This is a genomic window from Allobosea sp. NPDC003192, from assembly GCF_050275675.1.
Lineage (GTDB): Bacteria > Pseudomonadota > Alphaproteobacteria > Rhizobiales > Beijerinckiaceae > Allobosea.
Window position 1 is genome coordinate 123,652 of record NZ_JBNNPK010000008.1, and the last position, 14,031, is coordinate 137,682.

The window sequence follows — 14,031 nt, forward strand, 5'->3', positions numbered from 1 at the left end:
TGGCGCTCCTAGCTGGCGGCTGCCATCCGCCGCTCGCCGATGGCGGTCCAGGTCAGGCGCAGGTGCAGCAGCAGCCGTCCCAGCGAGACCAGGCCGATTGCGGCAAGCAGCACCGGAGACAGGTTGCCGAACCCCCAGATCACGATCACCACCGTGGCCAGAGCCACCGCATTGGCCGTCATCTGGCTGTGCGGGCGCGACGAGAAGGCTCCCATCTCCTGAAGGGGCCCCGCCATCGCGCTGCAGCCATAGAACAGGGCCATGATCGCCATCACCTCGCCGATGCCGCCCCATTTCGTGCCGTTCAGGACGAACTCGTCCGTACCGATGGCGAACAAGGCGAGCGAGATGAAGAGCATGGTCACGATTGCCACCATGCCCAATGTGAGCAGGCGGGCGCGGCTCTGGCGATCACGGCCCTGATGCTTGCGCAGGTCGCTCATCACGAGGGGAACCGTCACGGCTCCGAACATTTGCGCGGGCATGTCGAGCAGGCGCGTTGCCAGCGCGACATGGGCTGCCAGCACCGGGTTGCTCGACATCGGCAAAGTCAGCAGCGGCGCGGCCGAGAAGCCGAATGAGAGCAGCGCCGAGGGCAGCAGGAAGGTCGGCGAGCTGCGCCATTGCCAGGCCGCCGAGGCCAGCTCGGCGGGCGACCAACCGGACGGCTGCATCAACCGCACCAGGGAATGGCGTCGCCGCCAGACGAGATAGCAGGCAGCGACGACATGGCCGAAGGCGTCCGCGGCGAACAAGGCCAGGGCAGTCGGCCCGAGCGGCCAGATCAGCAGAATCATCATCCCCGGCTGGACCAGGGCCTGGACGACGTTGCTGTTACCGATCGTGGCGAAATCGCCTTCCGCCGTGGCTTCCGCCAGAAGCAGCCGGATCACCGCCCGGCCCGCCAGGGAGATCAGGAAGAGCGCGCCGAAGCCACGCAGGATCCAGTCCTGCGATGCAGCGAACACGACCGCGACCGTAGCAGCGCCAAGGAAAACCGCACCGGCGACAACGGACAGGCGGAAGGCCCGGCCGAGCCGCAGCCGGTCGCTGTTCTGGAAGAATACGGCCTCGAACCGCAGCAGGGCGGCGATCGACCCGACATTCGCCAAGGCTGCGAAGATCGCAAAGTCGGCGAAGACCTTGGGTGGGCAAAGAGCCGCTGCCAGCAGCAGGCCCCAGACCGAAAGCAGGCGCGCCTGGACGAAACGCAGCGCCAGCATCGCCCCGTTGCGGAAGCCGGAATTCCGGGTGAGCGATGTCAGCACGGCCTTGGGACCGGTTGCGTGCGCTGTCGGGCTGGCAAGGGCCTTGGCCAGGCTGGCCCGTGCCAGGGCAAGCTGCGCTGCCATCTCAGCGTCCTCAGCCGGAGCCTCGTGCAGGTCTTCCGCGCCGGCCGGCTGGCCGTGGCGCTCGCCCGTCGGAGCCGGTGCGCGATCAATCGGATCGATCACGTCGCCTCGCTCCGCGGGTTGAAGGCTGCGCCTCTATGGTTAACGCTTGGTAAATTCTCGGTCTTTCACGGCTTTGCTGGACAGCGCCAACCGATATGGCGCTGCTTATGGCGGAAAAGAGGCGGCCGACGTCATTTATGGGTGATCGGCTGCGGTGTTCAGCGCGGCGGCCGACAAGAATGCGCCCCGCCGGCGGACGGAAGGAGGCTCGGATAGCCTGTCCGGGCAGCCGAAGCTACCCGTGTTCAGGCGAAGTCGCGCTTCAGCGCCTCGAAGCGGGCGACCTGATCGGCGAGCAACTCGCGCGCCTCGTCGCGGCGGACGAAGACCTTGAACATCGCCTCGCCGGCGCCGTTGAAGAACTGCACCGAGCAGGAGCGGCGGCCGTGGAACAGGCGATCGACCAGATAGATCGCGCTGCAGTTGCCGGCCTTGATGTGCCCGCCGATCGGGCTGTCGCCATGGATGTTGTAGTAGCCATGGCCGAAGGACCCGACCGGCAGCGAGCCCTCGCATTCGAGCACGATATCGGGCGTGTGCACGATGAACAGCACCGTGCCCCAGGTCGAAAGCTCCTGCCAGAGCGCCTCGAAGCGCTCGGCGGCGATGAAGCGGCGCTGCTCCTCGGGCGTTACCTCCAGTACGGCGAGCGTCGAGACGCCATGCTCGCGCGCGACCGCCTCGATCACCCCGTCCGGCTTGGCGGCGAGCGCTGCCCGGACCTTCTCCATGGCCTCGGCGGGGGCGGCCGCAGCCAATGTTTCAGCGAGCGACATGATGCTCAGCCTCTCACTCGGCCGCCTGGCGCGGCAGATGCGGGTTGTGCTCGGTCAGGATCGTCTCGAAGCCTTCGAATTCCGGATGGCCGAGATAGAGCGGCGTCGGCCGCGGCTGGCCAGCGCTCCGGTGCGACTCGCGGAACTGCTCCGACTTGGTCCAGGCGGTGAAGTCCTCCTTGGAGGCCCAGGTCGTGTGCGAGGAGTAGAGGGTGTGGTCTTCCTTCTCCGGGCCCTTGAGCAGGTGGAAGGCGATGAAGCCCGGCATCTCGTCGAGGCGGGTCTTGCGCGAGGACCAGACCGTCTCGAAGGCCTCCTCCTCCCCCTTGACGACCTTGAAGCGGTTCATGGCGATGAACATCAGGAAATCCTCGGCGGTTCCGGAAACAGGGTAATCGGGCAGCTGGCGCCGCTCTTGACCCTCCTTAGTAAAGCCGCATATCACCGTCAACAATGACTCAATTAATCGTTGTTTTGAACGGTTATAAATTGAGAAAATACTTTGGAATGACTTCAGCGTAGCGGAGGGCTCATGGCGCCGTTGCTGCGCGTCGTCGTACGCACGAGATCGAGCATGGGCACCCTGCCAGCGCCTTCGTCCACTTCGCTCGCGAGTTTCAGGGCCAAGCGCCTCGGCCGCGAGGTCGCAGCCGCGGCGATCATCACCCTGTTGGCGGTTGCCGGCCCAGCCGGACCGTTGGAACGGCTTGTCGGCGTCGTCGCCGCCCAGGCCCAGACTGCCGAGCGCATCGTCGCGGCAGGCGGCGTCGTCACCGAGGTGCTCTATGCCCTTGGCCTGCAAGACAAGGTCGTTGGCGTCGACACCACCAGCCAGTGGCCGCCCGAGGCGCAGAAGGACAAGAAGAGCGTCGGCTATGTCCGGGCGCTTTCGGCCGAGGGTGTGCTCTCGCTCAAACCTTCGCATGTCATTGCGGTCGAGGGCGCGGGGCCGCCTGACGCGCTCGCGCTGCTCAAGGAATCCGGCACCCCGATCACGATGATCCCGGAGGCGCTGACGCCTGAAGCCGTCGTTTCGAAGATCGCGGCCATCGGCAAGGCGGCCGGCGCCGCGGAGCCGGCGCAGCAGCTCGCCGCAAGCGTCAAGGCCCGCTTCGACGAGCTCGACAAGCTGCGCACAGGCCTGCCGAAGCAGAAGCGCGTCCTGTTCGTGCTCTCGCTGCAGAACGGGCGCACGATGGTCGGTGGCAGGAACACCACGGCCGACGCGATCATCGCGCTCGCCGGCGGCGTCAATGCAGCCAGCGCGGTCGAAGGCTTCAAGCCGATGACGGATGAGGCGATCATCACCGCCGGACCCGACGTCGTGCTGATGATGCGTCATTCCAGCGCACACAATGCGGGGCCCGACGAGCTCTTCGCCATGCCGGCCTTCTCGCAGACCCCGGCGGCGAGACAGAAATCGCTGATCCGCATGGACGGGCTCTATCTGCTTGGCTTCGGCCCGCGTACCCCCAATGCGGCGCGCGACCTGATGGCCGAGCTCTATCCCGAGGCCAAGGTCGCCCAGCTTTCCGCCGCGAAATGACTCTCGCCGTGAAGCAGACCGCGAATGCGAGCGCTGCCGCGCTGGCGGCGCTCACGGCCGGCCGCCGCCGCAAGGGCGTTATCGCCGTCGCGGCGCTGGTCGGGCTTTGCCTGCTGCTGATGCTGCTCTCGCTCGGGGCAGGGGCCTTTTCGATCGCGCCCGGCCGCGTCGCCGACATCCTGCTTGCGAAGCTCGGTTTCGGCCCCATCGATCTGCTCGACAGCCGCGAGGCGCTGGTCGTTCTCAACATCCGCATGCCGCGCCTGCTGCTGGGTGCGTTGGTCGGAGCGGCGCTCGCCATTTCCGGCGCCCTGATGCAGGGCCTGTTCCGCAATCCGCTTGCCGATCCCGGCCTGGTCGGCGTCTCCGCCGGTGCCGGCCTCGCCGCCGCCGCGACTATCGTCCTGGGCGACCGCTTCTTCGTCGCGGCTTTCGCGATGAAGCTGCCTTTCGCGGTGCTGCCTTTCGGCGCCTTCTTCGGCGGCCTGGTCTCGACGCTGGCGCTCTATCTGATCGCGACGCGCCAGGGCCGGACTTCGGTCGCGACCATGCTGCTCGCCGGTGTTGCGCTGGGTGCACTGGCCGGCTCGCTCACTGGCCTGCTCGCCTTCATCTCCGATGACCGGCAATTGCGCGACCTGACCTTCTGGTCGCTCGGCAGCCTCGGCGGCGCGAGCTGGACCAAGCTCTCGGTGGTGGCGCCGATCGTGCTGCCCCTGCTTTTCGCGGTGCCATTGCTGGCGCGCGGCCTCAACGCGCTGATGCTGGGAGAGGCCGAGGCCTATCATCTCGGCATCCCCGTCCAACGCATCAAGGCGCTCGCGATCCTGCTGGTCGCGCTCGCGGTCGGCGCCAGCGTCGCCGCGGCCGGCGTGATCGGCTTCGTCGGCATCGTCGTGCCGCATCTGATCCGGCTCTCGATCGGACCCGATCATCGCCTGCTGCTGCCGCTGTCGGCGATCGGCGGCGCAGCCCTGCTGGTCGGCGCCGACATCATCGCCCGCCTCGTCGTGGTGCCGGCCGAACTGCCGATCGGCATCGTCACAGCCTTCATCGGCGCGCCCTTCTTCCTCTGGCTGCTGCTGCGTCGCGGCCGGATCGCGGAGCTCTAGCGATGGCAGCGATCCTCGAAGCGGACGATCTCTCCTTTGCTGTGCGTGGCAGCACTCTCGTGCGCGGCGCCTCGCTGGCGCTCGAAGAGGGCGCGACCACGATCGTCGTCGGCCCCAACGGCGCCGGCAAGTCGACCCTGCTCAAGCTGCTGACCGGCGAGTTGTCGCCCTCGCAGGGCTCGGTCCGCATGGATGGCGCGGCGCTGCCGCAGATCCCGGCCTGGGAACTCGCCTGCCGCCGTGCCGTGATGGTGCAGAACCAGCGCCTCGCCTTCCCCTTCAGCGTCTACGAGGTCGCGCGCCTTGGTCTGGAGGGGGTCGGCCGGGCGCAGCCGCGCACCCGCAAGGAGCAGATCATCGCCCAGGCGCTGGAGACTGCCGGTGTGATCGGCCTCGCCGGCCGGCAGTACCAGACACTCTCCGGCGGTGAGCAGCAGCGCGTCCAGTTCGCCCGGGCGCTCTGCCAGCTCGAAGCCGGCCGCAGCGTCGCGCAGCGGCAGATCCTGTTCCTGGACGAGCCGATCGCCAGCCTCGACCTCTGCCACCAGCTCTCGCTGCTCGACGCTGCCCGCAGCATCGCGGCGCAGGGCGCGGCGGTGCTGGTCGTGCTGCATGACCTCAACCTCGCCGTGACCTATGCCGACCGGCTGGTGGTGATGCATGAAGGCGCGATCGTCGCCCAGGGCGAGCCGTCTGCGATCCTCGACGACAATCTGCTGCGCGGCGTCTTCCGCGTCTCGCTCTCCTTCAGCCGCCTGCCGCCGGCCGGCCAGCCCTTCCTGCTGCCGCAGCAGCACCTGACGCCGGTCCCGCCGGGCGGTGTCGTGCCGCTGCGCGCCGCGAGCGCCTAGCGGGAGGCCGGCGCGACAACTTTGCGGTTGTGCGCTGCGATAACAGGTCTATAGCGGGCGCTCCGGCGCCGTCCCGTCGACCAGGCGAGCAGGCGCATCGTTGGACTGTCGAGCGCGCCATGAACCTCCCCACCGACCGGCTTTCCTTTCCGAAGGACCGCCTCCGCGTCCTCCTGCTCGAGGGAATCAACGATTCCGCCGTCGCCGCCTTGCAGCAGGCCGGCTACACCAACCTGACCCGCCTGCCAAAGGCGCTCGACGAGGCCCAGCTCATCGAGGCGATCGAGAAGACGCATATCCTCGGTATCCGCTCGCGCACCCAATTGACTGAACCGGTCTTCGCCGCCGCCAAGCGTCTCTTCGCCGTCGGCTGCTTCTCGGTCGGCACCAATCAGGTCGATCTCGACGCCGCCCGCCTACGCGGCATCCCCGTGTTCAACGCGCCCTTCTCGAACACCCGCAGCGTCGCCGAGCTGACCATCGGCGAGATCGTCATGCTGCTGCGCCGGATCCCTGATCGTTCGCGCTCGGCGCATGAGGGCGGTTGGGACAAGTCGGCCAACGGCTCCTTCGAAGTGCGCGGCAAGGTGCTCGGCATCGTCGGCTACGGCAATATCGGCAGCCAGCTCTCCAACATCGCCGAGGCGATGGGCATGCGCGTGATCTATTACGATCACACCGACCGCCTGCGCCATGGCAACACCGAGCCGGTCGAGAGCCTGAAGGCGCTGTTCGCCAACAGCGACATCGTCTCGCTGCACGTGCCGGAGACGCCGGCCACGCACAATATGATCGGCAAGGCCGAGATCGCTGCGATGAAGCAGGGCGCCTATCTCATCAACAATTCGCGCGGCACCGTCGTCGATTTGGGTGCGCTCGCCGAGGCGCTGCGCAGCGGCGCGCTCGCCGGTGCCGCCGTCGATGTCTTCCCCAAGGAGCCGGCCTCCAACAGCGAGCGCTTCGTCACTCCCATCCAGGGCCTGCCCAACGTCATCCTGACCCCGCATATCGGCGGCTCGACGGAGGAAGCGCAGGAGCGCATCGGCGCCGAGGTGGCGCGCAAGCTCGTCGATTACTCCGATGTCGGCTCGACCGTCGGCGCGGTCAATTTCCCGCAGGTGCAACTGCCGGCGCGCCCGGCGGGCACGCGCTTCATCCAGGTCCAGCGCAATGCGCCGGGCATGCTGCGCCGCCTCAACGATGTCTTCGCCAGCCGCAACATCAACATCGCCGCCCAGAATTTCCAGACCGACGGCGAGATCGGCTATGTCGTGATGGAGGCCGATCCGGTCGGCGAGGTCGCGCGCGAGATCATTGAGGAGATCCGGGCCCTCGACGGCACGATCCGCGCCCGCCTGCTCTACGAGCGCGGCTGAACGGCTGGCGGCCGACGGACGCTAATCCCCGAAGGGCTCGACCACCATCTCCATCCGCTCGCCAGCGAAGACGCTGTTGACGATGTGGATCGGCGTCAGGTCGGGCAGGGCGTCGATCGCATCCGAGGTCAGCACGGCGGCTCCTACCTCGATCTTGAGCAGCGCCGCCTCGCGCTCGCCCGCGAGCCGCGCCGCCAGCCGCGTCGAACGCCGGACGTAATCAGGAATGCCGCAGGCCTTGAAGGCGGCGGTGATCGATGAGCCCGCCTGCGTCAGGATATCGTCGAAGCGCGGGAAGCGCGCGACGCTGAGAAAATGGATGCCGGTGCCGACCGGCGTGCCGCCGGCCCGGCTCAAGGTCTCGATCGCCCAGAGCGGCGTGCCCTCCGGCAGCCCGAGCAGTTCGCAATGCTGCGCCTCGCCGGCGACGATCTCTGAGGCCAGCACGGCGCCTGAGACCGCAATGCCAGCAGCGCCGAAATTGGTACGCATGCTGACCCGGCGGCCGAGCTTGTAGGGGAAGCGCGGCGCCGTCACCTGCGTGCCACGGCCGCGTGAGACCGTCACCAATCCGCGCTCGGCGAGATGCCGGAAGGCTTGGCGCACCGTGTGCCGGTGCACGCCATAGCGCTCTGCCAGTGCGACCGAAGCCGGCAGTGTGTCGCCGGGCTCGTATTCGCCCTGCTCGATCGAGGTTGCGAGCGCGTCGGCGATCCGCCGCCAGGCCGTGCCGCCATCGCCGCCCCGATTGTCCGGCGTCTCCGTCATCAAAGTTTCATCCAAAATGTATAGACCTTTTCCGGCAAGGGACTTATCTTAGTCTAGACATTAGCGCTTGGCGAGAGGCCGACACGGCATGACGGACATCGCGACACGCCAGCATTGGATGGCAGTCCTGGCCCGTGCGACGCAAGGCGAGATCGACGCCTTGCTGCAGCAGGCGGGGCCGCTGCCGACGCATGAAGTGCTCAAGGCGCCCGAGACCGGCACCGTCATGGTCGAAGGCCGGGCCGGCGGCGCTGGCCGCCGCTTCAATCTCGGCGAAGCCACGGTGACGCGCTGCGTTGTCCGCCTCGAAAGCGGTGCCATGGGCTTCTCCTACGCACTCGGCCGTGACGGCCGCAAGGCGCGGCTGGCGGCGGTCACCGATGCGCTTCTGCAAAGCGAAATCGAGACCGGCTCGCTGCGGCGCGGCGTCTTTGCCCTGGCGCAGAAGCAGCAGGCCGCCCGCGAGCTCGCTTCGCGCAAGGCGGCGGCCACCAAGGTCGATTTCTTCACGCTGGTCAGGGGCGGCTGATGGTTCACGACGACACCCTCATCGGCGCCGGCTTCGCCGATCCGGTCTTCCAGTCGCAAGGCGCCTTCCGCGCTCTGTTGGCGGCGCTCTCCGAACCGGGTCTCGCCTGCGACATCGGCATTTCCGTCGAAGCGCCAGCCGGGCTCGAGCCGGCGACTGCCGTCGCGCTGCTGACGCTGGCCGACTACGAGACCCCGATCTGGCTGCCGGCCGCCCTGCGTGACGGCCCGGTTGGCGCCTGGCTGCGCTTCCATTGCGGCGCCGCCCTCGTCGATGATCCCGCCCGCGCCGCCTTCGCGGTGATTGACGGCGTTGCGACCGAGCCGAAGCTCGCCGCTTTCAATGCCGGTGACGACCAGTTTCCCGATCGCTCGACCACAGTCCTCGTCCAGTGCGGCGGGCTCGCCGGCGGTGAGGCGGTCACGCTCGAAGGCCCGGGCATTCCCGGCCAGCGCGTCGTCGCTCCGACGGGCCTGCGTGCCGGCTTCTGGGCCGAGGTCGAAGACAACGCTGCGCTCTATCCGCTCGGCGTCGACCTGCTGCTGGTCCAGGGCGCGCAGGTGCTCGGCCTGCCGCGTTCGACGCAAATCGTGGAGACCCGTTGATGTATGTCGCGGTCAAAGGCGGCGAAGCCGCCATCCTCGCCACCCATGATCTCGTCGCCGAGGCAAGGCGCGGCGATGAGAGCGTGCCGGAGCTCGCCGTTTCGCAGATCCGCGAGCAGATGGGCGTCGCCTGCGGCCGCGTCATGAACGAGGGCTCGCTCTACGATCCCGATCTCGCCGCGCTGGCGCTGAAGCAAGCCCAGGGCGATGCGATCGAGGCTGCCTTCCTGATGCGCGCCTATCGCACCACCCTGCCGCGCTTCGGCTCCTCCGAGCCGCTCGATACCGCGAAGATGGCGATCCGCCGCCGGGTGTCGGCGACCTACAAGGATCTGCCGGGCGGCCAGGTGCTCGGCCCGACCTATGACTACACCCACCGGCTCTTCGACTTTTCGCTGATGGAACCGCGACAAGCCCCCTCTCCCCTTGCGGGAGAGGGCCGGGGTGAGGGGTCGCGCGACGCTTCCCGCAAAACCTCTACCGAGAGCGCCAACGATACCGGCTTCCGCGACCCCTCATCCGCCCCTTCGGGGCACCTTCTCCCGCAAGGGGAGAAGGAAAGGGAGCCGCTCGACGCTTTCATGCCGCGCGTGCCCGACATCCTCGGCGCCGAGGGGCTTATGGAAGAGGAAGCACCGCCCGCAGGCGATCCGCGCCCCTTCGATCTCACCCGCGAGCCCGTCACCTTTCCGGCCGAGCGCGATGTCCGCCTGCAGGCGATGGCGCGCGGCGACGAGGGCTTCCTGCTCGGCCTCGGCTATTCCGTGCAGCGGGGCTATGGCGGCAACCACCCCTTCGTCGGCGAGGTCCGGGTCGGCGAGGTCGCGGTCGAGTTCGTGCCGGAAGAGCTCGGCTTTTCCGTCGATCTCGGCGACGTCACCCTGACCGAATGCCAGATGGTCAACCAGTTCGCCGGCTCCAAGGAGGTCCCGCCGCAGTTCACCCGCGGCTACGGGCTCTCCTTCGGCCATAGCGAGCGCAAGGCGATGTCGATGTCGCTGGTCGATAGGGCGCTTAAATGCCGCGAATTCGGCGAAGCGGCGACCTATCCGGCCCAGCAGGACGAGTTCGTCCTCTACCACTCCGACAATGTCGAGGCGGCCGGCTTCGTCGAGCACCTGAAGCTGCCGCACTATGTCGATTTCCAGGGCGAGCTCGAACTGATCCGCCGCATCCGCAAGGAGCGCGAGCAGCGCCTTGCCGAGCAACAGGAAGCCCTGCCGGAGGCCGCGGAATGACCGTGCACCAGAGCATCGCCGACGAGACCAGGCCAGCCTACAACTACGCCTATCTCGACGAGCAGACCAAGCGGATGATCCGCCGGGCCCTGCTCAAGGCGGTCGCGATCCCAGGCTACCAGGTGCCGTTCGGCTCGCGCGAGATGCCGCTCGCCCGCGGCTGGGGCACCGGCGGCATCCAGGTCACCGCCGCGATCATCGGGCCCGACGATACGCTGAAAGTGATCGACCAGGGCGCCGACGACACCACCAACGCCGTCTCGATCCGCCGCTTCTTCGAGCGCACCGCCGATGCCCGGACGACCGAGGCGACGCACGAGGCGACGATCATCCAGACCCGCCACCGCATCCCCGAGGCGCCGCTGAAGGCCGGCCAGATCATGGTCTACCAGGTGCCGCAGCCCGAGCCGCTCAGGAAGCTCGAGCCGCACGAGGCCGAGACGCGCAAGATGCACGCCTGGGCCGAATACGGGCTGATGCAGGTCAAGCTCTACGAGAACATTGCCCGCTTCGGAGAGGTGACGACCACCTATGACTACCCGGTCATGGTCAATGGCCGCTATGTGATGGCGCCGTCGCCGATCCCGAAATTCGACAATCCGAAGATGCAGATGTCGCCGGCGCTGCAGCTCTTCGGCGCCGGGCGCGAGAAGCGCATCTATGCCGTGCCGCCGCATACCAGCGTGCGCAGCCTCGATTTCGACGACCATCCCTTCCGCATCCAGAGCTGGGAGCAGCCCTGCGCGCTCTGCGGCGCGGCCGATTCCTATCTCGACGAGGTGGTGATCGACGACCAGGGCGGGCGGATGTTCGTCTGCTCCGACAGCCATCACTGCGAGACGCGGCGGGCCGACGGCCATCGCGGAACGATGCTGGGTGACGCCACAGAGAGTGGGTTGGTTTCAAATTCCCACGTCGTGCCGGGCGACCCATCGGGTCCGACCTTCGGTCGGCCCGAAGACAGGCTCCGGGAGACCCGGGACCCATTCCGGACCCTATCCGATGAGCCCTCCGGAATGGATCCCGGGTCTGCGCTCCGCTCCGCCCGGGATGACGGCGCGAATGGAATATCGGGAGAGAGCCAATGACACTCCACGTCGCGCCGCCAGACCTCGCGCTCGATCCTGCCCCGCTGCTCTCGGTCGCCGGCGTCAGCCGCTTCTATGGCGAGCGCATCGGCTGCGCCGATGTCTCCTTCGACCTCTGGCCGGGCGAGGTGCTGGGTATCGTCGGCGAATCCGGCTCGGGCAAGTCGACCCTGCTGCGCTGCCTTGCCGGCATCGACAAGCCCGACGAGGGGCAGGTGCTGTTTCGGGGCGGAATCGAACCGCTCGACATCTACTCGGTCGCCGAGCAGGAGCGGCGCCGGCTGATGCGCACCGCCTGGGGCATCGTCCACCAGAACCCGCGCGACGGCCTGCGCATGGACGTCTCGGCCGGCGGCAATGTCGGCGAGCGATTGATGGACAATGGCGCCCGCCATTACGGCAGGATCCGCGAGACCGCCCTCGACTGGCTGCAGCGCGTCGAGATCGCCGGCGAGCGGATCGACGACCGGCCGCGCCAGTTCTCCGGCGGCATGCAGCAGCGTCTGCAGATCGCCCGCGTTCTGGTCTCCGAGCCGAAGCTGGTGTTCATGGACGAGCCGACCGGCGGTCTCGACGTCTCCGTCCAGGCCCGCCTGCTCGACCTGCTTCGTGTGCTGGTGCGCGATCTCGGCCTCGCCGCGATCATCGTCACTCACGACCTCGCCGTCGCGCGCCTGCTCACCGACCGGCTCATGGTGATGAAGGATGGCCGCGTCGTCGAGCAGGGCCTGACCGACCAGGTCCTCGACGATCCCCAGCACGCCTACACGCAGCTTCTGACATCCGCGGTGCTCACCGTATGAGTGCCGTCACAACCGCGTCACCCCGAACCCGCAAGGCATCTCGATCATGACCACGATGATTCACGTCGAGAACGTCGCCAAGGAATTCACCCTGCACAATCAGGGCGGCGTGCGCCTGCCGGTGTTCGACAACGTCAACTTCTTGGTCGCCGCCGGCGAGGCGCTGGTGCTGGCCGGCGCGTCCGGCGCCGGCAAGTCGAGCCTGCTGCGCATCCTCTACGGCAATTACCGGCCGACCTCCGGCACGATCGCCATCACCCATGCCGGCCGGCCGATCGACATCGTCTCGGCCGTGCCGCGCACCGTGCTCGACATCCGCCGCCGCACGCTCGGCTTCGTCTCGCAGTTCCTGCGGGTGATCCCGCGCGTCTCGGCGCTCGACATCGTCCGCGATCCGCTGCTCGCCCGCGGCGCCTCGCCCGAGGACGCGAGCGAGCGCGCCAAGGCGATGCTCGCCCGCCTCAACCTGCCGCAGCGCCTCTGGGACCTTGCGCCCGCGACCTTCTCCGGCGGCGAGCAGCAGCGGGTCAACATCGCCCGCTCCTTCGTCGATCCCTCGCCGATCATGCTGATCGACGAGCCGACCGCCTCGCTCGACGCCAATAACCGCAATGTCGTGGTCAGGCTGATCGCCGAAGCGCGCGAACAGGGCTCCGCCATCGTCGGTATCTTCCATGACGAAGCCGTGCGAGAGGCTGTCGCGACCCGCTATCTCGACATCACCGAATTCCGGAAGGCCGCCTGATGTCCACCATTCTGACCAATGCCTGTCTGATCCTCGAGGATGAGGTCGTCACCGGGACCATCGTCTTCGACGAGAGCGGCATCCGCTCGGTCGACCAGGGCCGTTCCTCCCTGCCGGAGGCGATCGACGTCCAGGGCGACTATGTCGCGCCCGGCCTCGTCGAGATGCACACCGACAACATGGAAAAGCATTTCATGCCGCGCCCCAAGGTCTTCTGGCCGAACGGGCTGGCGGCGGCGCTGGTCCATGACGCACAGATGGCGGCCGCCGGCGTCACCACCGTCTACGACGCGATCTGCGCCGGCACGCCCTTCTCGGCTAAGGACTACCGCAGGGACATCTTCGCCGATGTGATGGATGCGCTGCGGCTTGGCACCGCCGAAGGCGTCTTCCGCATCGACCACCGCATCCACATGCGCTGCGAACTGACGAGCCCGGGCCTGCTCAGGGACATCGAGCCCTATCAGGACGATGCCCTGGTCCAACTGGTCTCGCTGATGGACCACACCCCCGGCCAACGCCAATGGCGCAATCTGGAGGATCTGCGCACCTATGCGCTCGGCACCGGCAAGACCCAGGCCGAATTCGAGGAGGACGTCGTCGTCCGTCAGCGCGAGGGCGGGGCGAATGTCGCGCGCAACTGGAGCGCCGTGGTCGAGATGTTCCAGGCCCGCGGCATCCCGATCGCGACCCATGACGACACCACGATCGAGCATGTCGAGGCCGGCATCGCCTCGGGTGCGGTGATCTCGGAGTTCCCGACCACGGTGGAAGCAGCGGAAGCCGCCAAGCAACGCGGCCTCGCCACCATCGCCGGCGCCCCCAACGTCGTTCGCGGCGGCTCGCATTCCGGCGGCGTCTCGGTGGCAGAGCTCGCCGAGAAGGACCTGCTCGACGGGCTCTCCTCCGACTATGTCCCGGCTAGCCTGCTGCAGGCCGTGCTCAAGCTCCACGACAAGCACGGCATCACCCTGCCGGCGGCGATGGCCAAGGTCACCTGGAAGGTCGCCGACATCCTCGGCCTGAAAGATCGCGGCCATCTCAAGCCCGGCCTGCGCGCCGATATCGTGCGCTTCAGGGCGCTGGGCGCGACGCCGGTGATCGCCACCGTCTGGTCGCAGGGACGCCGGGCCTTCTGAG

The 14,031-nt window shown here is 67.9% G+C and carries 14 protein-coding genes and 1 pseudogene; 11 read left to right on the plus strand and 4 right to left on the minus strand.

Annotated features, from left to right (window positions below; translation table 11 throughout):
* Positions 1-8: 8 nt before the first annotated feature.
* The 3 genes from ACQKLX_RS13190 to hmuQ form a co-directional block, all read right to left on the minus strand.
* The gene (locus ACQKLX_RS13190; protein WP_427362022.1) at positions 9-1,454 is read right to left on the minus strand and encodes an MATE family efflux transporter; all 1,446 of its coding nucleotides are present in this window, start codon (positions 1,452-1,454) and stop codon (positions 9-11) included.
* A gap of 245 nt (positions 1,455-1,699) precedes the next feature.
* Positions 1,700-2,230 carry a heme utilization cystosolic carrier protein HutX gene (gene hutX / locus ACQKLX_RS13195; RefSeq protein ID WP_427362023.1) on the minus strand — a complete coding sequence of 177 codons (531 nt, stop codon included), beginning with the start codon at positions 2,228-2,230 and terminating at the stop codon, positions 1,700-1,702.
* Between the two features lie 13 nt (positions 2,231-2,243).
* A complete protein-coding gene (gene hmuQ, locus ACQKLX_RS13200; RefSeq protein WP_427362024.1) occupies positions 2,244-2,591 on the minus strand; it encodes a heme-degrading protein HmuQ in 348 nt (115 codons plus the stop codon).
* A 213-nt stretch (positions 2,592-2,804) separates the two neighbouring features.
* Here hmuQ and ACQKLX_RS13205 point away from each other — a divergent pair, with 213 nt between their 5' ends.
* From ACQKLX_RS13205 to serA, 4 genes are all read left to right on the plus strand, one after another.
* On the plus strand, positions 2,805-3,776 hold the full coding sequence (locus ACQKLX_RS13205; RefSeq protein WP_427362025.1) for a heme/hemin ABC transporter substrate-binding protein: 972 nt from the start codon (positions 2,805-2,807) through the stop codon (positions 3,774-3,776).
* Complete coding sequence (locus tag ACQKLX_RS13210; RefSeq protein WP_427362026.1) at positions 3,773-4,888, plus strand: FecCD family ABC transporter permease; 1,116 nt, start codon at positions 3,773-3,775, stop codon at positions 4,886-4,888. The genes ACQKLX_RS13205 and ACQKLX_RS13210 overlap by 4 nt, the downstream gene beginning before the upstream one ends.
* A gap of 2 nt (positions 4,889-4,890) precedes the next feature.
* Positions 4,891-5,739, plus strand: coding sequence for a heme ABC transporter ATP-binding protein (locus ACQKLX_RS13215; protein WP_427362027.1), 849 nt, complete (start codon positions 4,891-4,893; stop codon positions 5,737-5,739).
* Positions 5,740-5,858: 119 nt separating this feature from the next.
* Positions 5,859-7,115: a phosphoglycerate dehydrogenase gene (gene serA / locus ACQKLX_RS13220; RefSeq protein WP_427362028.1), complete on the plus strand. Its 1,257-nt coding sequence runs from the start codon at positions 5,859-5,861 to the stop codon at positions 7,113-7,115.
* A 21-nt stretch (positions 7,116-7,136) separates the two neighbouring features.
* Here the strand turns inward: serA and phnF are convergent, their stop codons facing one another.
* On the minus strand, positions 7,137-7,883 hold the full coding sequence (phnF, locus tag ACQKLX_RS13225) for a phosphonate metabolism transcriptional regulator PhnF (RefSeq protein WP_427362029.1): 747 nt from the start codon (positions 7,881-7,883) through the stop codon (positions 7,137-7,139).
* Positions 7,884-7,971: 88 nt separating this feature from the next.
* Here phnF and phnG point away from each other — a divergent pair, with 88 nt between their 5' ends.
* The 7 genes and pseudogenes from phnG (at position 7,972) to ACQKLX_RS13260 (ending at position 14,030) form a co-directional block, all read left to right on the plus strand.
* Positions 7,972-8,412, plus strand: coding sequence for a phosphonate C-P lyase system protein PhnG (phnG, locus tag ACQKLX_RS13230; RefSeq protein ID WP_427362030.1), 441 nt, complete (start codon positions 7,972-7,974; stop codon positions 8,410-8,412).
* The gene (phnH, locus tag ACQKLX_RS13235) at positions 8,412-9,017 is read left to right on the plus strand and encodes a phosphonate C-P lyase system protein PhnH (protein ID WP_427362031.1); all 606 of its coding nucleotides are present in this window, start codon (positions 8,412-8,414) and stop codon (positions 9,015-9,017) included. Before phnG ends, phnH begins: the two co-directional genes overlap by 1 nt.
* The gene (locus tag ACQKLX_RS13240; protein ID WP_427362032.1) at positions 9,017-10,255 is read left to right on the plus strand and encodes a carbon-phosphorus lyase complex subunit; all 1,239 of its coding nucleotides are present in this window, start codon (positions 9,017-9,019) and stop codon (positions 10,253-10,255) included. Before phnH ends, ACQKLX_RS13240 begins: the two co-directional genes overlap by 1 nt.
* Positions 10,252-11,121, plus strand: a pseudogene (locus ACQKLX_RS13245) (alpha-D-ribose 1-methylphosphonate 5-phosphate C-P-lyase PhnJ); the annotation flags it as partial. The gene ACQKLX_RS13240 and the pseudogene ACQKLX_RS13245, both read left to right, overlap by 4 nt.
* A 218-nt stretch (positions 11,122-11,339) precedes the next feature.
* On the plus strand, positions 11,340-12,146 hold the full coding sequence (phnK, locus tag ACQKLX_RS13250) for a phosphonate C-P lyase system protein PhnK (RefSeq protein WP_427362033.1): 807 nt from the start codon (positions 11,340-11,342) through the stop codon (positions 12,144-12,146).
* A 46-nt stretch (positions 12,147-12,192) separates the two neighbouring features.
* A complete protein-coding gene (phnL, locus tag ACQKLX_RS13255) occupies positions 12,193-12,891 on the plus strand; it encodes a phosphonate C-P lyase system protein PhnL (protein ID WP_427362034.1) in 699 nt (232 codons plus the stop codon).
* Complete coding sequence (locus ACQKLX_RS13260; protein WP_427362035.1) at positions 12,891-14,030, plus strand: alpha-D-ribose 1-methylphosphonate 5-triphosphate diphosphatase; 1,140 nt, start codon at positions 12,891-12,893, stop codon at positions 14,028-14,030. The genes phnL and ACQKLX_RS13260 overlap by 1 nt, the downstream gene beginning before the upstream one ends.
* Position 14,031: the final 1 nt, after the last annotated feature.